Annotated in this window: 19 protein-coding genes; 11 read left to right on the top strand and 8 right to left on the bottom strand. The window is 65.5% G+C overall.

Annotated features, from left to right (window positions below):
• Positions 1-60 precede the first annotated feature (60 nt).
• Both moaB and ypfJ read right to left on the bottom strand, forming a co-directional pair.
• A complete protein-coding gene (gene moaB / locus JQ591_RS26075) occupies positions 61-624 on the bottom strand; it encodes a molybdenum cofactor biosynthesis protein B (protein WP_211398870.1) in 564 nt (187 codons plus the stop codon).
• A 136-nt stretch (positions 625-760) separates the two neighbouring features.
• The gene (ypfJ, locus tag JQ591_RS26070) at positions 761-1,696 is read right to left on the bottom strand and encodes a KPN_02809 family neutral zinc metallopeptidase (RefSeq protein WP_211398869.1); all 936 of its coding nucleotides are present in this window, start codon (positions 1,694-1,696) and stop codon (positions 761-763) included.
• A 410-nt stretch (positions 1,697-2,106) separates the two neighbouring features.
• Here ypfJ and JQ591_RS26065 point away from each other — a divergent pair, with 410 nt between their 5' ends.
• From JQ591_RS26065 to JQ591_RS26055, 3 genes are all read left to right on the top strand, one after another.
• Positions 2,107-3,237 carry a site-specific DNA-methyltransferase gene (locus tag JQ591_RS26065; RefSeq protein WP_283817951.1) on the top strand — a complete coding sequence of 377 codons (1,131 nt, stop codon included), beginning with the start codon at positions 2,107-2,109 and terminating at the stop codon, positions 3,235-3,237.
• A gap of 174 nt (positions 3,238-3,411) precedes the next feature.
• Positions 3,412-3,738, top strand: a complete 327-nt coding sequence (locus tag JQ591_RS26060) for a hypothetical protein (RefSeq protein ID WP_211398867.1) — start codon at positions 3,412-3,414, stop codon at positions 3,736-3,738.
• Positions 3,739-3,869: 131 nt separating this feature from the next.
• On the top strand, positions 3,870-4,556 hold the full coding sequence (locus JQ591_RS26055) for a glutathione S-transferase family protein (RefSeq protein ID WP_211398866.1): 687 nt from the start codon (positions 3,870-3,872) through the stop codon (positions 4,554-4,556).
• A gap of 58 nt (positions 4,557-4,614) precedes the next feature.
• Here the strand turns inward: JQ591_RS26055 and JQ591_RS26050 are convergent, their stop codons facing one another.
• The 3 genes from JQ591_RS26050 to JQ591_RS26040 form a co-directional block, all read right to left on the bottom strand.
• Positions 4,615-6,624: a methyl-accepting chemotaxis protein gene (locus JQ591_RS26050; RefSeq protein WP_211398865.1), complete on the bottom strand. Its 2,010-nt coding sequence runs from the start codon at positions 6,622-6,624 to the stop codon at positions 4,615-4,617.
• Positions 6,625-6,985: 361 nt separating this feature from the next.
• Entirely contained in the window at positions 6,986-7,153 is a 168-nt protein-coding gene (locus JQ591_RS26045; RefSeq protein WP_211398864.1) for a DUF1127 domain-containing protein, read from the bottom strand.
• 53 nt (positions 7,154-7,206) lie between these two features.
• Positions 7,207-7,650, bottom strand: coding sequence for a nuclear transport factor 2 family protein (locus JQ591_RS26040; protein ID WP_211398863.1), 444 nt, complete (start codon positions 7,648-7,650; stop codon positions 7,207-7,209).
• Between the two features lie 90 nt (positions 7,651-7,740).
• Here JQ591_RS26040 and JQ591_RS26035 point away from each other — a divergent pair, with 90 nt between their 5' ends.
• Positions 7,741-8,658: a LysR family transcriptional regulator gene (locus JQ591_RS26035; RefSeq protein WP_211398862.1), complete on the top strand. Its 918-nt coding sequence runs from the start codon at positions 7,741-7,743 to the stop codon at positions 8,656-8,658.
• Positions 8,659-8,751: 93 nt separating this feature from the next.
• Here the strand turns inward: JQ591_RS26035 and JQ591_RS26030 are convergent, their stop codons facing one another.
• Positions 8,752-9,372 (bottom strand): glutathione S-transferase family protein, encoded by a 621-nt coding sequence (locus JQ591_RS26030; RefSeq protein WP_211398861.1) that lies wholly within the window; start codon positions 9,370-9,372, stop codon positions 8,752-8,754.
• Positions 9,373-9,513: 141 nt separating this feature from the next.
• Here JQ591_RS26030 and JQ591_RS26025 point away from each other — a divergent pair, with 141 nt between their 5' ends.
• Positions 9,514-10,794 (top strand): flavin-dependent oxidoreductase, encoded by a 1,281-nt coding sequence (locus JQ591_RS26025; RefSeq protein WP_211398860.1) that lies wholly within the window; start codon positions 9,514-9,516, stop codon positions 10,792-10,794.
• Positions 10,795-10,886: 92 nt separating this feature from the next.
• On the opposite strand, the gene JQ591_RS26020 is transcribed toward JQ591_RS26025, so the two are convergent.
• Positions 10,887-11,306 (bottom strand): PaaI family thioesterase, encoded by a 420-nt coding sequence (locus JQ591_RS26020; protein ID WP_211398859.1) that lies wholly within the window; start codon positions 11,304-11,306, stop codon positions 10,887-10,889.
• Positions 11,307-11,373: 67 nt separating this feature from the next.
• Positions 11,374-12,474 (bottom strand): A/G-specific adenine glycosylase, encoded by a 1,101-nt coding sequence (gene mutY / locus JQ591_RS26015; RefSeq protein WP_211398858.1) that lies wholly within the window; start codon positions 12,472-12,474, stop codon positions 11,374-11,376.
• 122 nt (positions 12,475-12,596) lie between these two features.
• Between mutY and JQ591_RS26010 the strand changes: the two genes are divergently transcribed.
• From JQ591_RS26010 to JQ591_RS25985, 6 genes are all read left to right on the top strand, one after another.
• Positions 12,597-13,091, top strand: coding sequence for a DUF721 domain-containing protein (locus tag JQ591_RS26010; protein ID WP_211398857.1), 495 nt, complete (start codon positions 12,597-12,599; stop codon positions 13,089-13,091).
• 127 nt (positions 13,092-13,218) lie between these two features.
• Positions 13,219-13,893 (top strand): DsbA family protein, encoded by a 675-nt coding sequence (locus JQ591_RS26005; RefSeq protein ID WP_211398856.1) that lies wholly within the window; start codon positions 13,219-13,221, stop codon positions 13,891-13,893.
• Positions 13,894-14,110: 217 nt separating this feature from the next.
• A complete protein-coding gene (smc, locus tag JQ591_RS26000; protein ID WP_211398855.1) occupies positions 14,111-17,575 on the top strand; it encodes a chromosome segregation protein SMC in 3,465 nt (1,154 codons plus the stop codon).
• Positions 17,576-17,687: 112 nt separating this feature from the next.
• Positions 17,688-18,665 carry a small ribosomal subunit Rsm22 family protein gene (locus JQ591_RS25995; RefSeq protein WP_211398854.1) on the top strand — a complete coding sequence of 326 codons (978 nt, stop codon included), beginning with the start codon at positions 17,688-17,690 and terminating at the stop codon, positions 18,663-18,665.
• A gap of 137 nt (positions 18,666-18,802) precedes the next feature.
• Entirely contained in the window at positions 18,803-19,363 is a 561-nt protein-coding gene (locus JQ591_RS25990) for a LemA family protein (RefSeq protein WP_007607086.1), read from the top strand.
• A gap of 32 nt (positions 19,364-19,395) precedes the next feature.
• Complete coding sequence (locus JQ591_RS25985) at positions 19,396-20,667, top strand: M48 family metallopeptidase (RefSeq protein WP_211398853.1); 1,272 nt, start codon at positions 19,396-19,398, stop codon at positions 20,665-20,667.
• Positions 20,668-20,811: the final 144 nt, after the last annotated feature.

Raw genomic sequence — 20,811 nt, 5'->3', positions numbered from 1 at the left:
CGGCGGCCGAAGGCCGCCTGCGCCACCTTCCCCCACAAGGGGGGAAGGGAAGAAAGCATCTTACACCGTCGCGCCCTGGGCCTTCGGCCGGCGCAGGTGCTCGTCCAGGCGCGGCATGATCTCGACGAAATTGCAGGGACGCGTGCGGTAGTCGAGCTGGGCTTTGAGGATGCCGTCCCAGCCGTCGCGGCAGGCCCCGGGCGAACCTGGGAGGCAGAAGATGTAGGTTGCACCCGCGACGCCGGCAGTGGCGCGGCTCTGGATCGTCGACGTGCCGATCTTGGCGTGGCTCAGCATGTGGAATGCGATCGAGAAACCGTCCATGCGCTTCTCGAACAGGGGCTCGACCGCCTCCGGCGTGACGTCGCGCCCGGTGAATCCGGTGCCGCCGGTGGTGATGACGACGTCGATGCCTGCGTCCGCAATCCAGCGGCGGATGACGGCGCGGATCGCCTCGACGTCGTCGGTGACGATCTCGCGCGCGGCGAGATGATGGCCGGCCGCGATGAGGCGGTCGGCGAGCGTCTGGCCGGACTTGTCGTCAGCCAGCGCGCGCGTGTCGGAAACGGTGAGCACCGCGATGTTGAGCGGGACGAACTGTTTGGTTTCATCGATGGAGGTCATTGCAACGCACCTTCTTTCCCCGCCCACTGACGTCATCCTGAGGTGCGCGCTCTTGCGCGCCTCGAAGGATGGGCCACGGGATCGCCATCCTTCGAGGCTCGCCAATTGGCGAGCACCTCAGGATGACGGATAACCCCTACTGTCCGCCGCCAAACGTGTTGCAGGCCTGGACCGTGCCCTGCTGGTAGCCGGTCATGAACCACTGCTTGCGTTGCGCCGCCGAGCCGTGGGTGAAGGAATCGGGCACGACGCGGCCCGTGGACTGGCGCTGCAGCGTGTCGTCGCCGATCGCGCTCGCCGTGGTGAGTGCGGCGTCGATGTCGCCAGGCTCCAGGAAGTTCGGCCGCTTCTTCGCCTCGCGATTGACCCAGACACCGGACAGGCAGTCGGCCTGCAATTCCACCTTCACCTGGAGCGCATTCGACTCCGCCTTGCTGCCGGCCTGCTGCTGCAGCCGCGTCACGCGCGGAATGATGCCGAGCAGGTTCTGGATGTGATGGCCGGCCTCATGCGCGATGATGTAGGCGGTGGTGAAGTTACAGGCGGACTTGCCGGAGCAACCACGAAAACGCGTCTCGACCTCGCGGAAGAAACCGGTGTCGAGGAAGATGGTCTTGTCGGGCGGACAGTAGAACGGTCCCATCGCCGACTCTGCCCGGCCGCAGCGCCCGCCATTGGTGACGTTGCGGAACAGCACGACCTTCGGACCGGTAAAGGTCTGGCCCGAGGCCTGGAATATCTCGCTCCAGCGATCGTCGATCTCGCCGAGGATGCCGGAGATCATGCTGCCCATCTCGTCGGTCGGCGCGCCGCGCTTGGCGTTGGACGACGACTGGCGATCGGTCTGGTAGGACGGCGCCTGGCCACCGCCGGTGAGGATCTCGGCGCCGCCGATCAGGATGCGCGGATCGATGCCGAAGGCGTAGCCGACCAGGCCGAGCACGATGATGGTACCGATGCCGAGCCCGCCGCCGCCCATGGGCAGGCCGAACCCGCCTCCTCCACCACCGCCGCCACCATCGTCGCGGCGATCCTCGATGTCGTCGCTGCGGCGGAAATCATCGTAGCGCATGGCGGCTTCCCTCGGTCCTGGATGGCATCATTTGGGCGCACAAGCGCGAAAGCTCAACGCGCCATACACGTAAAATTTCCATTGCGTTAATCAATATCCCGCTCGGCAATTATTGCCTAGTGCGACAGCGTGGCAATGCCAGCAATTTTTTCCGAGGGTCGTGCAATTTTTTCCGAGAGAAATTTGGAGTCTTTTTGCGCTCCAGCCGCTCCCGCAACACGAGGAAACGCGAAATACACTGTAAAACACGGCGAATGCGCACAGCGAACCGCGCGCAATGCGCGATGTGAGGGCTGCTCACGAAAGCGGCGGGTTAAGTCGATTTTTACTTTGCCGCTTCAATGTAACGGTCAGTCGGTTGTTTGGTCCCGCGTCGCCGACAGCGTCGCCTGAGTCAGAGTTCTTGAGTCATGGTAGAGTCGCGTCGCGGGGCGTCTGCAAGGGCGCCCCGCACAAATTTTGAGTCTCCTTCGCACAGCATCGTCCTCGGCGATTGCGTCGCCGAGATGTCGAAGCTTCAGGCTGGTTCGGTGGACCTGGTGTTCGCCGATCCACCCTACAATCTCCAGCTCAAGGGCGATCTCAAACGCCCCGACGAATCCCATGTCGATGCGGTCGACGACGACTGGGACAAGTTCGATTCGTTCTCCGCCTATGACGATTTCACCCGCGCCTGGCTGCTTGCCGCCCGCCGCGCGATGAAGCCGTCGGCGACGATCTGGGTGATCGGCTCCTATCACAACATCTTCCGCGTCGGCGCGCTGATGCAGGACCTCGGCTTCTGGCTCCTGAACGACATCGTGTGGCGCAAGACCAATCCGATGCCGAATTTCCGCGGCCGCCGCTTCACCAACGCGCACGAAACCATGATCTGGGCCGCGCGCGACGAGAAGGCCAAGGGCTACACGTTCAACTACGAGGCGCTGAAGGCCGCCAACGAGGACGTGCAGGCACGGTCCGACTGGCTGATCCCGCTCTGCACGGGCGAGGAGCGCCTCAAGGGCGCCGACGGCAAGAAAGTGCACCCGACGCAGAAGCCGGAAGGCCTGCTCGCGCGCGTGCTGCTGTCGTCCTCCAAACCCGGCGATCTCGTGATCGATCCCTTCAACGGCACCGGCACCACCGGCGCGGTCGCAAAGCGCCTCGGCCGCTCCTATATCGGCTTCGAGCGCGACAAGACCTACGCGAAAGCGGCCGAAGCGCGCATCGCCGCGGTCGAGCCGCTGCCGGAGGCAAGCCTCGCCCCGTTCATGACTGCGCGCGAAGCGCCGCGGGTGGCGTTCTCCGAGCTGATCGAGCGCGGCATGGTCATGCCCGGCACGAAGCTGTTCGACGCCAAGAAGAAGCTCGGCGCCCTGGTCCGCGCCGACGGCGCCATCATGTTCGGCGACAAGGTCGGCTCCATCCACCGCATGGGCGCGGTGGCGCAAGGCGCACAGGCCTGCAATGGCTGGACCTTCTGGCACATCGAGACCAAGAAGGGTCTCAAGCTGATCGACGAGCTCCGCGCCGAAATCCGCGCCGGCATGGCGGCGGGGTAGCCGCTTCACCGGTCTCGCAGGGTGGGCAAAGCGAAGCGTGCCCACCGTCTTTTGGCTACGAAGAGAAGACGGTAGGCACGGCGCTTCGCGCCTTTGCCCACACTAAGGCTCCTTGAATGCGGCCACGGCCAGGACTAGATTTGACCGATCAGTCCCGTCCCGACCGGTCCTCCCATGCGACGACAGTCCGAGACATTGCTGCTGGTGCCGCTGCTGCCGATCTTTCTGCTCGGCATGTTTCCGATGTTCCTGATCGCGCTGTTGGGGTTTTTCGGCCTCGCCTTGTTCGGCGTGCTCGTGGTCTGCGTCGGGCTCGCCAGCAGCAACGAGGCCCATGACAGCTTCAATCACGACGTCATCGTTCACGGCTACGCGCGCGGATCGGAGCGCGCGGCGCGGGCCTCCGACATGCATATCGCTACGCGGCTCGGGCTGCGCCTGGAGGCGGTGGGCGCGGCCATGGTTACTACGGCGGCGATCGGCCTTTGTTACGCCGGCTGATCTGCGTGGCGCGCAGATACCGCCCGGCAAACTCGCCGGTTGCCCTCCCCGATAAGGTTCAGGCAAGACAAGGCCGCTTGCGGATATGCTGCTGCCTCCACTCTTGGCCAACAACACAGGGGAGATGCCCGATGCTCAAATTCTATTTCAACGGTTCGCCGAATCCGACCAAGGTCGCGCTGTATCTCGAAGAGTCCGGTCTGCCCTTCGAGCCGGTGAAGATCGACACCCGCAAGGGGGAGCAGTTCACGCCGGACTATCTGAAGATCAATCCGAACGCCAAGGTGCCGGCGATCGACGATAGCGGCACCATCGTCTTCGACTCGAACGCCATCCTGCTATATCTCGCCGAGAAGACCGGCAAATTCCTGCCCGCCGCCTCGTTGCGCGGCGAGACGCTGTCATGGCTTATGTTCATCGCCACCGGCGTCGGGCCGTATTCGGGTCAGGCCGTGCACTTCAAGCATTTTGCGCCGAAAGACCAGAACCACGACTACGCGCATAACCGCTACCAGTTCGAGACCGATCGCCACTACAAGATTCTCGACGGTCACCTCGCCAGCCGCCGCTACATGGTCGGCGACGGCTATTCGATCGTCGACATGGCGCTGTGGGGCTGGGCGCGGATGGTGCCGTTCAAGCTCGGCGACGATGCCTTTGCGCGATACCCGAACGTGAAGCGGCTGGTGGACGAGGTCTCGGCGCGGCCTGCGGCGGCGCGCGCGATCGCGCTGAAGGACAAGTTCACCTTCAAGGCGGAGATGGACGACGAGGCCCGCGGCAACATGTTCAAGCACATGACGACGAAAGTGGCCTGATCGCACCACGTCACAATTCGAGGCCACGCGCATGCGCGTGGCCTTTTGCTTTTGAGGCTCAGGCCGCGTGCACCGAGCTCAGGAACTTGGCGACCTCTTGCTTCAAGCGATTGCTGTCGGCCGACAGCGAGCGGGCCGCCGAGAGCACCTGTGAGGAGGCCGAGCCGGTCTCGGAGGCGCCGCGCTGCACGTCGCCGATGTTGGACGACACAAGCTGCGTGCCATGGGCCGCCTGCTGGACGTTGCGGGAAATCTCCTGCGTGGCCGCACCCTGCTGTTCCACGGCAGCGGCGACCGTCGACGAGATCTCCGACAGCCGCTCGATGGTGCCGCTGATTTCCCTGATCGAGCCGACCGACTCCTCCGTCGCGGCCTGGATGCCCGAGACCTGCTGGGCGATCTCACCGGTGGCCCTCGCGGTCTGCTCGGCGAGCGCCTTGACCTCCGAGGCCACCACCGCAAAGCCGCGGCCGGCTTCACCCGCGCGCGCCGCCTCGATGGTGGCGTTCAGCGCCAGGAGGTTGGTCTGGCCGGCGATGGTGCTGATCAGCTCGACCACGTCGCCGATGCGGGCCGCAGCCTTGGAGAGCTCACCGACGCGCGCGTTGGTCCTGCTCGCCTGACCGACGGCTTCGCCCGCGATGCGGGCCGATTCCTGCACCTGGCGCGCGATCTCCGTCACCGACGAGGACAGCTCTTCCGTCGCCGAGGCGACGGCCTGCACGTTTGCCGTTGCTTCCTGCGACGCGGAGGCGACTTCCGTCGACAGATCCTGGGCCCGCGAAGCGGTCGTGGTCAGGGTGCCGGCGGAGGCTTCGAGCTCCTGCGATGCCGACGACACGGTATCGACGATCTCGCCCACCGCCTGCTCGAACTGGTCGGCCAGTTTGACCATGTCGGCTTTGCGACTCTCGGCCTGCCGCGCCTCGACCTCGGTCTGCTCATGGCGCAGGCGCTCGGTCTCGACCATGTTGTCCTTGAACACCTGGATCGCTGTCGCCATGTCGCCGATCTCGTCGGCCCTGCCGCGGCCGGGAATCCCGACCTCGAGATTGCCGCCGGCAAGCAGCCCCATCGCGCGGGTCATCGAGGTCAGGGGACCAACGATGCTGCGGGCGATCAGGAAGGCGACGATGCCGCCGAACACGATGGCAAGACCGCCGGCGATTTCCTGAATCGACGTCGTTCCGGCAATCACGGCTTCGGCACTTGTGCGCGAGTCCCGATAATCCTTCTTCAAGGCGGTTTCCGCGACCTTGAGCTTGCCGATGCTCTCGACGATCAGCGGCGCGAGGTTCTTGTGATAGATCTCGTCGGCCTGAAGCATCGCGGCGGACGTGGTCTCGAACGCGGATTTGTAGATTCCGAGCGAGGTCTTCACCGGCGCGAGCGTGGTTCGCAGCTCCGTCGCCTGTGGGCTCTTTTCGATCGCCGCGAGGCGCTGTGATGCCCTGTCCACATTGGTCCTGAAGTTGGCGGGCCCCTTGACGTCGCGCAAGGCCAGGAAACGCCAGTTCGCGATTTGGACGAGAAGCAGCCTGGATTCGAGATCCCCGACGAGCGCCGCGGTGTCTTCATCGACGGCTGCGCGCGCCGTATCGACCAACTTGCCCATCTTGACGGTCAGTTCGTCGCCGCTCGGCAGCAGCGTCGCCTTGCCCGTCCTCGCCTCGTTGACGGCGTCACCGAGATTGTCACGCAGGCTTTTCATCTTGGCGATGTCGGCGATCAGGCCCTCGTAAAGCTTTCGGCGCTCTTCCGAGAGCGTGCCCTTCGCCCCGACCTGCAAGAGCTCGGTTGCCGCCGCCTCCCGTTCCGCGGCCTCCTTCATCGCAGGCTCGCTGGCGTCGTAGATGTAACGCAGATTGGCGCGCTGGATGGCCTGAAGATGGGTCGATATCTCCAGCACCCGCGCGGTGCTGTCCGAAAGCGCCGATTGTCTTCCGACCTGATCCTGGACCGCCCGCAAATTCCAGACGGCGACCACCGCCATCACGAGACCAACCGCCACCAAGGCCATGAAACCTGCGTACAGGCGTCCCCTGATCCGCAAACGAAAACTCGGCATTCCCACTGTCCACCCAGATGCATGTCAATTCGAGCGGCCGGCCTAATCCGGCGATCGTCACCGGCCACCCTGGCAGCCGCGCGTCGCGTCTTTCGCGACCCACGCTGCACCGCGACACAATGGGGGACACTCGTTAATTGAACCTTCAAATTTTTCGCGCAGGTCTGCGCAGGCTCGCACAAAATCTGCTGATTTTGGCGGCAGCTGCGCAAGGTTTCGGCGCAAGTCCCGCAGGCGCATGCAGATCACTGCATGGACGTCCCGATGGACGCTTGTCGCGCTCTCCTGCGTTAATTTGCCGAGCGCGTTCTCGACCACTTCCAGCGGAGGCGAGGCAACGTTGCCCCGCCCCCTCCGTTCTCTATTTTCGCTGGTGGGGCTTATGCAGCTCGTAGGCGATCTCCGACCGTGTCAGCCCGCAGTCCTGAAGCTCCCGCTCGGTCATGGCAGCGAGCTGGCAGCGCTGCCGCGACCGCTCTCGCCTGATGCGGACGATCTCCGCCAGCCTGCGCCAGACCGACGCGACCATCGTCGACCGCGGCGGACCGCATCGGTCGGCGGACCCGACGCCGCTCAATCCGCTCAGCTCGCGGCCCTCACGTCCGTCTGCGGAAACGGGCCGAGTGCCTTCTCGGTCAGCACCGAGTCGCAATATTCCCGGATCTCCTTGATCTTGCCCTCCTCGAGACGAAACACGAGACAATAGTCGTTGTCGTAGCGCAGCCCCTCGGGCGTGACGTTGTCGCCCTTCGCTTCGACGACGACGAGATCGCCGTCGGCGATGAAGCGGTGGGCAACCGTCCGTGTCCGGTCGACAAGACGGGTCCGCACATAGGCGTGCAAATCGTTGAGGATCGCCTGTTTGCCCGAAAAGGTGCGCGACCAGGAATACTGGCCGGTCACGATCCATTTGGCGTCGTCGGCAAGACTTTCGGTGAACAGGGCGCGGTCGCGCGCAGCCGGATCGGGACTGGCGGCGGCGGTAAAGATATCCTGCATCAGCTTCTTATTGGCGCTCGCGTTCATGGCGGCATCTCCCTGGGTGAGAACACTGAGATCATCGCCGCCGGCTCTAAATTCTTCAAATCGATAGTGTATATGATATCTATTCGCCCTATGAATTTGAATTCGCTCGACCTCAATCTCCTGACCGCGCTCGATGCGCTCCTGCGCGAGGCCAGCGTCAGCCGCGCCGCCTTGCGGATCGGGCTGTCGCAGCCGGCAACGAGTCATGCGCTCCAGCGTCTGCGCGACATCTTTGGCGATCCGCTCCTGGTACGCACAGGTGGGCGGATGGAGCTGACGCCGCGGGCGCAAGCCTTGCGCGCGCCGCTGGCGCAGGCGCTCGACCAGGTGCGCGGGCTGTTCGTATCGGATGAATTCGATGCGGCGCGCAGCGAGCGGCAATTCCGCCTGATGATGCCGGATCTCGCGGTCGAGCTGTTGATGCCGCCCTTGATGGAAAAGGTGACGCAGGCCGCCCCCAACGTCCGCATCGACGTGGTGCCGTGGCGGGGACCGGCGATCTTCCACGCCGAGTTCGCCCGCACCATCGATCTCGTGATCTCGATCGGCAACGCTTTCAAGGGATTTCACCGCCAGCTGCTCTACACCGACAGCGACGCGCTGGCGGTGCGGCGCGGCCATCCGATGGCTGCGAAGCTGAAACGGCGCGAGACGTTCCTGGCCGCACGCCATGTCGGCGTGATCATCCGCGGCCAGGCCGAGGATTTGATCGACACCTGGCTGCGCAGCAAGGGCATCGACCGGCACATTTCACTGGTCGTCCCCGGTTATCTCGAAGCGCTGCACGTCGCCGCCCGCACCGACCTCGTCGCCTTCGTGCCGCGCCGGCTGATCGCGGCGCTGTCGAAGCAGTTCGGTCTCGTCACGGTGACGCCGCCGCTCGACCCCGGCATCGACGAGCAGTTCATGTTCTATCCAACCCGCGCACAGATGGATCCCGGCTCGATCTGGTTGCGGCGGCTGATGCTGGAGACGGGACGGGAATTGGAGAAGCGGAAGACTTCGTAGTATGGGCAAAGCGAAGCGTGCCCACCACTTCTTTCATGGCTTGGAACGATGGTGGGCACGGCACTACGCGCCTTTGCCCACCCTACAAGAACCTCACGCCTTCTGCGCGTCCATCACCTTGCGCACGGCAGGGCGATCGGACATGCGCTTGAAATGATCGGAGATCTTCGGCGTCGCGTTGATGTCGACGCTGTCGCCTTCGAGCCAAGTCGACAGGGTGTAAAGATAGGGATCGCAGATCGTGTACTGCTCGCCCATCACCCAGGGCCCCTTGTACATCTTCTGCTCGATCAGGGAGAAGCAGGCGCCCATGGTCTTCGGGATCATCTGCTTCATGTCGGCGAACGAGCTCTCTTGGCTCGCCCAGCGCGCACCGCGCACCTTGTGGGCATGGTTGATGTGCACGGTCGAGCAGAGATAGGAGTTGAACGACTGTACCTGGGCGAAGTCGAAGGGATCGTCGAGCGGCGCGAGTTTCGCCTTGGGGAAGGTCTGCGCGAGATAGGCCAGCATCGCCGGCGTCTCGGTGAGGACGCCACGATCGGTCACCAGGGCCGGCACGCGGCCCTTCGGGTTGATCGCGAGGTACTCGTCGCTGTTCTGCTGGTTGGTCTTGAAGCTCAGCCGCTCGGCCGCATAGTCGGCGCCGGCTTCTTCCAGGGTGATGTAGGTGGCGAGCGCACAGGTGCCGGTCGCGTAGTAGAGCTTGAGCATGTCGGACCTCATGGGAAAGCCGGAAGGTAACGGCTGCGGGCCCCGAGGTCCATAGCACGGCGTTCTCAGTGCTCTTGCTCTTCGCAGTTGCCCACCGGCGCCCGGCTGTGCCAAGACGCCCCTAGTTGGAGGGGCTTTCCCATGACCGTACTCATCGCCGGTGGCGGCATCGGCGGGTTGACGCTTGCACTCAGCCTGCACGGAATCGGCATTCCCACGAAAGTGTTCGAGAGCGTCGCCGAACTGCGGCCGCTCGGTGTCGGCATCAATGTGCTGCCGCACGCGGTGCGCGAGCTGATCGAAATCGGCCTGATGGACAAGCTCGATGCCAGCGGCGTGCGCACCCGCGAGCTTGCCTATTTCTCCAAGCACGGCAAGCCGATCTGGAGCGAGCCGCGCGGGCTGGAGGCCGGTTATAAATGGCCGCAATTTTCGATCCATCGCGGCACGCTCCAGCAACTGCTGCTCGACACCGCGATCGAGCGTCTCGGCCGCGACAACATCCTGACCAGCCATCACCTGACCGGCTGGAGCGAAACCGCCGACGGCGTGCGCGCCGACTTCATCGACAAGGCCACCGGCAAGGCCGCGGGGACTTACGACGGCACGATCCTGATCGCCGCCGACGGCATCCATTCCGCCGCGCGAGAAAAACTTTATCCCGACGAGGGCCCACCGATCTGGAACGGCCGCATCCTCTGGCGCGGCGTCACGCCCGCAAAAGCCTTCCTCAGCGGCCGCACCATGATCATGGCCGGCCACGAGATCCTGAAATTCGTCTGCTATCCGATCTCGAAGGCTCCGGACGCCGCGGGCAACCATTTGATCAACTGGGTCGCCGAGCGCCACATGCCGCCGACCTATCAATGGCGGCGCGAGGACTATAACCGCACCGCGCGGCTGGAGGAGTTTTTGCCCTGGTTCGAGAGCTGGCAGTTCGACTGGCTCGACGTGCCCGGCCTGATCAAGAACTGCCCGCACGCCTATGAATATCCGTTGGTCGACCGCGATCCGGTGTCGCAATGGACCTTTGGCCGCGTCACGCTGATGGGCGATGCCGCACATCCGATGTACCCGATTGGCTCCAACGGCGCCTCGCAGGCGATCCTCGATGCCCGCACCATCACGCGCGAGATCCTGGCGCACGGCCCGACGCAAGCGGCCCTGCTCGCCTATGAGGCCGAGCGGCGGCCTGCAACCACGAGTCTCGTCCTGCTCAACCGCAAGAACGGCCCCGAGCAGGTGATGCAGCTCGTCGAGGAGCGCGCACCCGACGGCTACAACGTCGTCACTGACGTGCTGTCGCAACAGGAGCTGGAGGATGTTGCCGCCAACTACAAGCGCGTCGCCGGCTTCCAGGTGGAAGCGCTGAATGCGAAGCCGCCGATCGTGAGCGCGGGTGCGAAGCGCGTGGAGGCGTGAGTTAGCCACTCATCGAGCCGCGTGCTCCTCTTCACCCCGCCCACTCTCTCCCCGTAAGAACGGGGCGAGGGAGCGAGAGAGATGCACCCACCTCACCGCACCACCCTCGCCGCTTCGAGCAAACGCTCGCTCGCGCTTGCCGTCGCCAGCAGCGTGCCGTCTTCCGCCGTCAGCCTGGCCTCGACGAATGCAATCGTCTTGCCGAGCTGCGTCACCTTGGCCTCGCCGATGATTGGTCCCGGCTTTGCGGGCGCCAGGAAATTCACGGTCATGCTGATGGTGGTGGTGTAGAGCCGGCCCTCGCTCATCACCAGCACGGCGGGGCCCATCGTGTCGTCGAGCATGGCCGAAAGCATGCCGCCCTGGATGAATCCAGCCGGATTGCAGAACTCTTGCTTGCCGTCGAAGGCGAGCTTGATCCAGCCTTCCCCGGGACGGGCATCGAGCAGGCGCCATCCGAGCAGCTCGGCACAGGGTGGCCTTGGAAAGTTGTCGAGCGCTGTCTTGATCATGCGACCTCCGTTGCCAGCCACAGCTAACGCAGGCCTGCTGCCAGCATGTTGTCAGCAGGATGGGCTGCTAGGGGTCCAATCCATGCGCAATCACCTTACGCATGACATTGGGCAATGCTTCGTCGGCGAGAGTGGCGATCGGCACCCAGCGCATGCCCGCGGGTGCCCGCGTGCGCGCACCCACCCTCGCCGTGTAGACCACCAGTTCCAGCGGAAAATGCGTGAAGACGTGGGTGACCACACCCGCCTTGCGCTGCCAGCGCGACAGCCCCTTCAGCTCGGGCGCCTGCTGCCTTGCCTTGGCATCGTCCTGTCCGGCCAGCCAGTCCGAGCCCGGCACCTCGGTCATGCCGCCGAGCAGACCCTTTTCGGGACGGCTGCGGACGAGAAGCCCGTCGCCGCGCGTGACAACGAAGGCGGCGCCGCGCCGTAGCGTGCCGCTCTTCTTCGGCGCCTTGCGCGGAAACGTTTCCTGCGTTCCCAGCGCGCGCGCCGTGCAGTCCTCGTTCAAGGGGCATAGCGAGCAGGCCGGCTTTTTCGGCGTGCAGATCGAGGCGCCCAGATCCATCAGCGCCTGCGCGCTGTCGCCGGCGCGCAAGTCGGCGAGCAGCGTCGCAGCCAACTCCTGAATCAGCGGCTTCGCCTGCGGCAGCTCCTGCTCGACCGCGAACAGGCGCGAGACCACGCGCTCGATATTGCCGTCGACCGGCATGGTGCGGCGGTCGAACGCGATCGCCGCGATCGCTGCCGCCGTATAGGGCCCGATGCCCGGCAGCGCGCGCAGGCCCTCTTCGGTGTCGGGAAAGGTGCCGCCATGCTCGCGCGTCACCGCGACCGCGCAGGCATAGAGGTTTCGCGCGCGAGAATAATAGCCGAGCCCGGCCCACATCCGCAGCACGTCGTCCTGCGAGGCCCGCCCCAGCGCCGTGACATCAGGCCAGCGCGCGACGAATTTTTCGAAATAGGGCCCGACCGCCTTCACCGTGGTCTGCTGGAGCATGATCTCGGACAGCCAGACGCGGTAAGGGTCGGATGCCTCGCCGCGCGCAGCGCGCCAAGGTAATCGGCGGCGATGGCGATCATACCAATCGAGCAGCGCGAGCGGGCGCGACGAGGTCTCCGGCTGAACTGGTTCCGATTTCGCCTTGAGGGCGGATTTGGGGCTCATGTTCGCACTGTAGCGGCAATGCACCGACCTCTCCACGTCTTGCCCGCGCTGGTCGCGGGCATCCACGTCTTTCTTCCGGGCGAAGAGCCTGTAGCCGACGCCCCGGAGTGCTATAAGGTCCCATGTCCAAGCTTCGCCCCGTCAAACCCGGTCCCATCAGCGCCAAACCGCTGTCGCTCCTGCTCAACGACGTCTTTGCCGAGGCCTATGCCAAGCAGGGTTTTGCCGCGCGCGAACTGGTGACGCGGTGGGCGCAGATTGCCGGGCCGGAGATCGCGGCCCATGCCGAGCCGCTCAAGATGCAATGGCCGCGGCCGGTCGAGGGCCAGCCGCAGGAGCCGGCGACGCTGGTGCTGCGGGTCGAGGGGCCGATGGCGCTGGAGATCCAGCACTCCGCCGACGTGATACTGCAGCGGGTCAACCGCTTCTTCGGCTGGAGCGCGGTCGGCAAATTGGCCTTCCGCCAGGCTCCGCTGTCGCGCGCCCGGCGGCCAACCCGGCCCAGCCCGCCGGACGCCAAATCGGTGGCCGAGGTGGCTGAGAGCCTGGGCGACATCGAAGATGAACAATTGAAGACGGCGCTGGCGCGCCTCGGGGCCGCCATCAAGCGAAATTGAGCCTTATTCTGCGGCCAAACTGGACCTGTCCTTGCCGCTCGCCATTGCCTCAAACGACGTTTCAAGCTAGCGACAGGCCGCCTGAATGGGAATTTCGGGCGAGACCACGCCAATCCGGGAGCCGACCTTGATCATCACCCGCCGCGCCTTCACCTCGATGCTGTCGCTGACCGGGCTTGCCGCGCTCGCCGGGCTCTCGCCGCTGCGGTTCATCAGCGAAGCCATGATCCCTGAAGCAATGGCGCAGGCGGCGGCTGGCGACGTGGCCAAGCCGGTGTCGCTGCCCGACATGGCGCTGGGCCCGAAGGACGCCGCCGTTACCATCACCGAATACGCCTCGATGACCTGCCCGCATTGCGCGGCCTTCAACGAGCAGGTGTTTCCAAAGATCAAGTCGGAATACATCGACACCGGCAAGGTGCGTTACATCTTCCGCGAGTTCCCGCTCGACATCAAAGCCGCCGCCGGCTCGATGCTGTCGCGCTGCATCGCCAATGGCGACGCGCCGAAATACTTTGCCGTCACCGACATGCTGTTCCGCCAGCAGAACGACTGGGTGGTGAAGAACACCACGGAGACCCTGACGCGGATCGGCAAGCAGGCTGGCCTCACCCAGCAGCAGGTCGAGGCCTGCCTGAAGGACCAGGCGCTGCTCGACAAGATCGCGGCCGACCAGAAATATGCCAGCGACGTTCTGAAGGTCGATTCGACGCCGACGTTCTTCGTCAACGGCGAGAAGATCAAGGGCGAGACCTCGTTCGAGGAATTCGCCAAGAAGATCAATCCGCTGCTGAAGAGCTGATTTTCCCGTTCAAAGCCTGATTCGCATCTCGATGGCCGTATCTTTCCCGGCATAAATCCCTTGGGAAAAGCGGCTTTCGCCGGTTGCCCTCGCGACGCACCGCGGCCATTGTCCAGCCGCATGAGGCGCCTCGCGCGACTCGCCCGGATAGCGACATTGCCTTCCATGGTATTGTCCCGGCAGGGGGATTCGCGCCTGCCAACAGAGATGCGTGCTTATGAAAATCACCCGCCTGCGCCTTCACGGCTTCAAGTCCTTCGTTGAGGCCACCGACTTCGTCATCGAGCCCGGCCTGACCGGCGTGGTCGGCCCCAACGGCTGCGGCAAGTCGAATCTCGTCGAGGCGCTGCGCTGGGCGATGGGCGAGACCTCCTACAAGTCGCTGCGCGCCGCCGACATGGACGCGGTGATCTTCGCCGGCTCCGGCAACCGTCCGGCACGCAACCACGCCGAAGTCACGATGACGATCGACAATGCCGATCGCACCGCGCCTGCGGCGATGAACGACAGCCAGCTTCTGGAAATTTCCCGCCGCATCGAGCGCGAGGCCGGTTCGGTCTACCGCATCAACGGCCGCGACGTGCGCGCCCGCGACGTGCAGATTCTGTTCGCCGACGCTGCCACCGGCGCGCGCTCGCCGGCCCTCGTCCACCAGGGCAAAATCGGCGAGATCATTCAGGCCAAGCCCGAGCAGCGCCGCCGCGTGCTGGAAGACGCCGCCGGCGTCGCCGGCCTGCACGCCCGCCGCCACGAAGCCGAGCTGCGGCTCAAGGCGGCCGAAACCAACCTCACCCGCGTCGAGGACGTGATCGGCCAGCTCGCAGGGCAAATGGAGGGCCTGAAGAAGCAGGCCCGCCAGGCCGTGCGCTATCGCGAAGTTGCAGCCAAGGTCCGCAAGGCCGAAGCAACCCTGTTCCATCTGCGCTGGATCGGCGCCCATGCCGACGTCAACGAGTCCGGCCAGACCCACGATCTCGCGGTCCGCGAGATGGCCGAGCGGACCCAGCACCAGGCCGAGGCCGCCCGCATCCAGGCGATCCGCGCCACCGAAATGCCGGCGCTGCGCGATGCCGAAGCGCGCGCCGCGGCGGGGCTCCAGCGCCTGACCAACGCCCGCGAGCTGCTCGATCGCGAGGAAGAGCGCGCCAAGGAGCGCGTCGCAGAGCTCGAGCGGCGCCTCGCGCAGTTCGAAGGCGACATCTCCCGTGCCCAGCAGCAGACCATGGACGCCGATGTCGCGCTGCAGCGCCTCGACGCCGAAGATTCCGAGCTGAAGGAAGAGATCAAGTCGCGCGTCGAGAAGCGCTCCGGCGTCGATGAGCGTGTCGGCGAGGCCGAGGCGGTGCTGACCGAAACCGAGCAGCAGTTCGCCGAGCTCACCACCGCGCTCGCCGACCTCACCGCCAAGCGCCATCAACTCGAAGCCAACGTTCGAACCCACCGCGACAAGCTCGCCCGGCTCGATCAGGAGATTTCGAACGTCGCGGCGGAAGAGCAGAAGCTCACTCAGGAGACCGGCGGCTTCGGCGATCTCGACGAGCTGACCGCGACGGTCGAGAACGCCGAGCAGACGCTGGCGGCCTCGGAAGCCGCCGCTCAGGCCAGCGAAGCCGCGCACGTCGCCGCGCGGCAGACGCTGGAATCCTCGCGCTCGCCGCTCGTCGAAGCCGACAAGCGCGTGCAGCGGCTCGATACCGAGGCGCGCACGATCTCCAAGATCGTCAACGGCGAGACCAAGAATCTGTGGCCGCCGATCATCGACGGCATCACCGTCGACAAGGGTTTTGAAAAGGCGATCGGCGCAGCTCTCGGCGACGATCTCGACGCCCCGGTCGATCCGTCCGCGCCGATGCGCTGGACCAATGCCGGCGTCACCGAGGGCGATCCGGAGCTGCCCGAGGGCGTCGTGCCGCTCGCCAGCCATGTGCAGGCGCCGGCCGAGCTGGCCCGCCGCCTGGCGCAGATCGGCGTGGTGCCGCGGGAGCGCGGCGCCGAGCTGGTCTCGCAGCTCAAGACCGGCCAGCGGCTGGTCTCGCCCGAAGGCGACGTCTGGCGCTGGGACGGCTTTGTCGCAGCCGCCCACGCGCCGACCGGCGCCGCACGGCGGCTTGCCGAGCGCGCCCGCCTCGTCGACATCGAGAACGAGCTGGAGCAGGCCCGCATCGACGCGCAGATCAAGCGTCAGGCGCTGGAGAACGCCGAGGCCGAGCTGCAGATGGCCGCCAGCACCGAAGGTGCAAGCCGCGAAGCCTGGCGCGCCGCGCAGCGCGAGCTCAACGTCGCGCGCGAGCGTCATGCCACGGTCGAGCGCGAGATCAGCCGCCACGCCGCGCGCAAGGCGACGCTGTCGGAAGCGCACAGCCGTCTGGCCGCCGACCGTGCCGAGGCGGAAGCCGCCTACGAATACGCCGAAGCCGGCATCTCCGAGCTGCCGTCGAGCGAGGATACCGAAACCCGTCTCGCCGCCGTCCGCAGCGACATCGAAGGCCATCGCCGCATGGCGGCCCAGGTCCGCGCCGAGGCACAGGCGCTGGCGCGCGAAGCCGAGCTTGCCGATCGCCGCGTGCAGGCGATCCTCGCCGAGCGCACCGAGTGGGCGAACCGCAAGGAGAGCGCGGCCTCCCATATCGACACCATCCAGGCTCGTATTGCCGAACTCACGATCGAGCGCAGCGATCTCGAGAACGCGCCGGCCGTGTTTGCGGAGAAGCGCAGCGCGCTGATCACCGAGATCGAATACGCCGAAAACGACCGGCGCATGGCCGCCGATGCGCTCGCCAGCGCGGAAACCGCGATGGCCGAAACCGATCGCGTCGCGAAACTGACGCTCGAGGCGCTCTCCAGCTCCCGCGAGGCCACCGCCCGCGCCGAGGAGCGCATGGAAGGCGCGCGGCGCCGGCTCGAGGACATCGAGCGCGAGATCCGCGACATGCTGGAAGTCGAACCGCAGGCCGTTGCCGGCCTTGCCGAGATCGAACCCGGCGCGGAGCTGCCGCCGCTGCACGACATCGAGGAAGACCTCGAAAAAATGCGCCGCGACCGCGAGCGCCTGGGTGCCGTCAACCTGCGCGCCGAGGAAGAGCTGCGCGAGGTCGAGACCCAGCACAACGGTCTGGTCACCGAGCGCGACGACCTCGTCGAGGCCATCAAGCGGCTGCGCCAGGGCATCCAGAGCCTCAACAAGGAGGCACGCGAGCGGCTCCTGACCTCGTTCGAGGTCGTCAACAACCACTTCAAGCGCCTGTTCGTCGAGCTGTTCGGTGGCGGCGAAGCCGCGCTGCATTTGATCGAGAGCGACGACCCGCTGGAAGCCGGCCTTGAAATCATCGCCAAGCCGCCGGGCAAGAAGCCGCAGACTCTGTCGCTGCTCTCTGGCGGTGAGCAGGCGCTGACCGCGATGGCGCTGATCTTCGCGGTGTTCCTCACCAACCCCTCGCCGATCTGCGTGCTGGACGAAGTCGACGCGCCGCTCGACGACCACAACGTCGAGCGCTATTGCAACCTGTTGCACGAGATGACCGCCTCGACCGACACCCGCTTCATCATCATCACCCACAACCCGATCACGATGGCGCGGATGAACCGCCTGTTCGGCGTCACCATGGCCGAGCGCGGCGTCTCGCAGCTGGTGTCGGTGAGCCTGTCAGAGGCGGTGGACATTCTCGACCAGAACGTGGCGTGATTTTTTGGCCGTCATTCCGGGGCGATGCGCAGCATCGAACCCGGAATCTCGCGCCACCATTTCGAGATTCCGGGTTCGCGCTGCGCGCGCCCCGGAATGACGGCGAATTAAGATGATCTCGCCCACACTCCCGCCTGAACTGAAAGCGGCCCTCGACGGCAAGCTCCAGGGGTTCTCGCGCACCGACGCTGCGCAGCGATCGCAGAAAATCTCGACCACCTATCGCGCAGGCGGCGGCTCCGGCACGATCAAGTCAGAGGCCGATGCGCTCGCCTATGCGCTCGCACGCATGCCGGCGACCTACGCGGCGGTGGCGGCAAGTCTGAATGCGCTGACCGAGATCGCACCGGACCTCGCTCCGGAAACGCTGCTCGACGTCGGCGCAGGTCCGGGCACTGCGAGCTGGGCCGCCGCGGAGGCGTTCTCCTCGCTGCAGGATTTCATCCTGCTCGACGCCAACGGCACGCTCAGCCGCCTCGCGCTCGAACTGGCGCGCGACAGCACGCGTCTGGCGGATTGCCGCTATCTGCCGGGCGATGCCGGCGCGAACCTCGCCGAGGTCTCGCAAGCCGATCTCGTCGTTGCGAGTTATGTCATCGGCGAGCTCAGCGAGGGCGATCAACGCAAGCTCGCGGAAACGATGTGGGCGAAAGCGCGCCACGCGCTGGTCGTGATCGAGCCCGGCACGCCCGCCGGCTACGCGCGCATCCTCGCTTTGCGCCAGCAGCTGATCGCGGCGGGCGCCTATGTCGCCGCGCCCTGCCCGCACGAAAAGCCGTGTCCGCTGACGGCGCCCGACTGGTGCCATTTCTCCCAGCGCTTGCCGCGCTCTCAGGCTCACCGCCAAATCAAGGGCGCCGAGGTGCCGTTCGAGGACGAGCGATTCATCTACGTGGCGCTGACCCGTACGCCGCCCGCAGCCCGCGCCGCGCGCGTGCTGGCGCCGCCCGATCTCGGCAAGGCCGAGATCACGGCAAAACTCTGCACCGAGCAAAGCGTCGAACTCGCCAGGATCCCGCGCCGCGACAAGGCCGCCTATGCAAGCGCCCGCCGCTGGCGCTGGGGCGATGCCGTCATGTCCGAAAGTTAACCTCCTCCGGCGCTTTTGCCTTGAACTCGGATGGTTCCCGATCCGACCAAGTCTTACCTTCCCTCCGCGCCGGGCTCTCGCCGGGCGCCAATTTGGTCTAGGCTGCGCCCGCCTTCTTCCCCCTTCAGGAGTTCTCCATGTCGACCGGCTGGATCGTTCTCGGCGTTATCGTCGTCCTCGTGTTCTTTGCCTTCGCCGCCTACAACCGGCTGGTGGCGCTGGGCCAGCGCGTCGGCCAGGCCTTTGCCGACATCGACGTGCAGCTCAAGCAGCGCCACGATCTGATCCCGAACCTGGTCGAGACGGTGAAGGGCTATGCATCGCATGAGCGCGGCACGCTCGACGACGTCATCAAGGCGCGCAATTCGGCGATGTCGGCGCAGGGACCGGCGCAGGTGTCCGCGGCCGAGAACCAGCTCTCCGGCGCGCTCGGCCGGCTGATCGCATTGTCGGAGGCCTATCCCGACCTCAAGGCCAACGCCAATTTCCAGCAGCTCGCCAGCGAGCTGTCCGACCTCGAGAACAAGATCGCGGCCAGCCGCCGCTTCTTCAACAGCGCGGTCCAGGAATACAACACCGGCATCCAGCAGATGCCGGCCGCCTTGTTCGCCGGCATGTTCGGCTTCACCAGGAAGGACTTCTTCGATCTCGGCGCCAGCCGCACCGAGGTCGAGGCCACGCCGCAGGTGAAGTTCTGAGTTGAGCCGATAGGCCGGCAGGGCATCGCGTCATGGCCGCGTATGGTCTCTACACGCACATCGCCTCGAACAAGTTTCGTTCGATGCTGCTGCTCGCCGGCCTGTTCGCGCTGGTCTATGTGCTGGTCTATGCCGGCGCGCTGATCGCTGAAGTCGTCATCAATGGCGACGAGACCGTCGTCCACTATCTGAGACGCGCCTTCTATGATCTGAAAGTCGCCGCTCCGGTTGCGACCGTCGTGGCAGCAGCCTGGATCGTGATCGCCTATTTCTTCCACCAGTCTATGATCGATGCGGTGACCGGCGGCCACGACGTTACCCGGCAGGAAGAGCCGCGGCTCTATAATCTGCTGGAAAATCTCTGCATCTCGCGCGGCATCACGATGCCGAAGCTGAAGATCATGGAGAGCCCGGCGCTGAACGCGTTCGCGACCGGCCTCAACCCGCGGCAATATTCGATCACCATCACCACCGGCCTCCTCGACGCGCTGAACGACAAGGAAATCGAGGCGGTGCTGGGCCACGAGCTGACCCATATCAAGAACGGCGACGTGCAGCTCATGGTGGTCGCCGTCATCATCGCCGGTGTGGTCGGGTTCTTCGGCGAACTGTTCTTCCGCCTGTTCACGAATTTCAGCTGGAGCTCCGGCTCCGGCGGCTCGTGGTCGTCGGGCTCCTCCTCGTCGTCACGATCGTCCTCGTCGTCGAGCGACAGCAAGAGTTCGGGCGGCGGCGCGGTGATCGTCATCATCATCGCGGTCGTGCTGATCGTGGTGGCCTGGCTGTTGTCGCAGGTGGTGAAGCTCGCGCTGTCGCGCTCGCGCGAATATCTCGCGGACGCGGGCTCCGTCGAGCTGACGAAAAACCCGGACGCCATGATCTCGGCGCTGCGCAAGATCGAGAACCGCGGCGAGCTGCCGGGCGCAACCTCGGCGGTGATGGAGCTCTGTGTCGACAATCCGCGCGAGGGCTTCGCCGATTTGTTCGCGACCCACCCCTCGGTGCAGTCCCGGGTCGACGCGCTGGTCAAGTTCGCCGGCGGCCATGATCCTGGCCTGCTGCCGCCTCCCGCCGACGAGGCCGAGGAGCCAGACACGCAAGCCGACCAGCAGGACACTCCACCGCCGCTGCGCCAGGGTCCTTGGCAAGGTCCTTGGCAAGGTCCTTGGAACGATGCAGGCGGCGCGGCCAGTCCGCCGCCCGTGCCCGCACCCAGCCCCGCCGGAACCGCAAGCAATAACCCGATAGGCAATCCCGTGGGTAATCCCATAGGCAATCCTATGGGTCCTTGGGGCCGCCATTGAGCGAATGATTTGACGCCCGCGCGGCAGGTTTCGTCGCGATTGGGAAAAACCTCGGGAATTGCCGTAACTGCATGCCGAGGAATTGAATTCTCCCTTGTTTCTGCCATGTTCGCGCCCAACAGCAGACTTGGGACATCTTTGGGA

It is taken from the genome of Bradyrhizobium canariense (assembly GCF_018130465.1).
Classification (GTDB): Bacteria; Pseudomonadota; Alphaproteobacteria; order Rhizobiales; family Xanthobacteraceae; genus Bradyrhizobium; species Bradyrhizobium canariense_C.
This window is presented reverse-complemented; position numbering and strand designations above follow the sequence as displayed.

Coding starts and splice junctions, on each gene's coding strand:
- JQ591_RS26045 (WP_211398864.1), bottom strand. CDS start 7,153: ATGGTCGCGTCGGTCTGGCGCAGGCTGGCGGAGATCGTCCGCATCAGG.
- JQ591_RS26060 (WP_211398867.1), top strand. CDS start 3,412: ATGCGACGACAGTCCGAGACATTGCTGCTGGTGCCGCTGCTGCCGATC.
- moaB (WP_211398870.1), bottom strand. CDS start 624: ATGACCTCCATCGATGAAACCAAACAGTTCGTCCCGCTCAACATCGCG.
- JQ591_RS25985 (WP_211398853.1), top strand. CDS start 19,396: ATGGCCGCGTATGGTCTCTACACGCACATCGCCTCGAACAAGTTTCGT.
- JQ591_RS26020 (WP_211398859.1), bottom strand. CDS start 11,306: ATGATCAAGACAGCGCTCGACAACTTTCCAAGGCCACCCTGTGCCGAG.
- JQ591_RS26035 (WP_211398862.1), top strand. CDS start 7,741: ATGAATTTGAATTCGCTCGACCTCAATCTCCTGACCGCGCTCGATGCG.
- JQ591_RS26030 (WP_211398861.1), bottom strand. CDS start 9,372: ATGCTCAAGCTCTACTACGCGACCGGCACCTGTGCGCTCGCCACCTAC.
- JQ591_RS25990 (WP_007607086.1), top strand. CDS start 18,803: ATGTCGACCGGCTGGATCGTTCTCGGCGTTATCGTCGTCCTCGTGTTC.
- JQ591_RS25995 (WP_211398854.1), top strand. CDS start 17,688: ATGATCTCGCCCACACTCCCGCCTGAACTGAAAGCGGCCCTCGACGGC.
- smc (WP_211398855.1), top strand. CDS start 14,111: ATGAAAATCACCCGCCTGCGCCTTCACGGCTTCAAGTCCTTCGTTGAG.
- JQ591_RS26050 (WP_211398865.1), bottom strand. CDS start 6,624: ATGCCGAGTTTTCGTTTGCGGATCAGGGGACGCCTGTACGCAGGTTTC.
- mutY (WP_211398858.1), bottom strand. CDS start 12,474: ATGAGCCCCAAATCCGCCCTCAAGGCGAAATCGGAACCAGTTCAGCCG.
- JQ591_RS26010 (WP_211398857.1), top strand. CDS start 12,597: ATGTCCAAGCTTCGCCCCGTCAAACCCGGTCCCATCAGCGCCAAACCG.
- JQ591_RS26055 (WP_211398866.1), top strand. CDS start 3,870: ATGCTCAAATTCTATTTCAACGGTTCGCCGAATCCGACCAAGGTCGCG.
- JQ591_RS26040 (WP_211398863.1), bottom strand. CDS start 7,650: ATGAACGCGAGCGCCAATAAGAAGCTGATGCAGGATATCTTTACCGCC.
- JQ591_RS26025 (WP_211398860.1), top strand. CDS start 9,514: ATGACCGTACTCATCGCCGGTGGCGGCATCGGCGGGTTGACGCTTGCA.
- JQ591_RS26065 (WP_283817951.1), top strand. CDS start 2,107: ATGGTAGAGTCGCGTCGCGGGGCGTCTGCAAGGGCGCCCCGCACAAAT.
- ypfJ (WP_211398869.1), bottom strand. CDS start 1,696: ATGCGCTACGATGATTTCCGCCGCAGCGACGACATCGAGGATCGCCGC.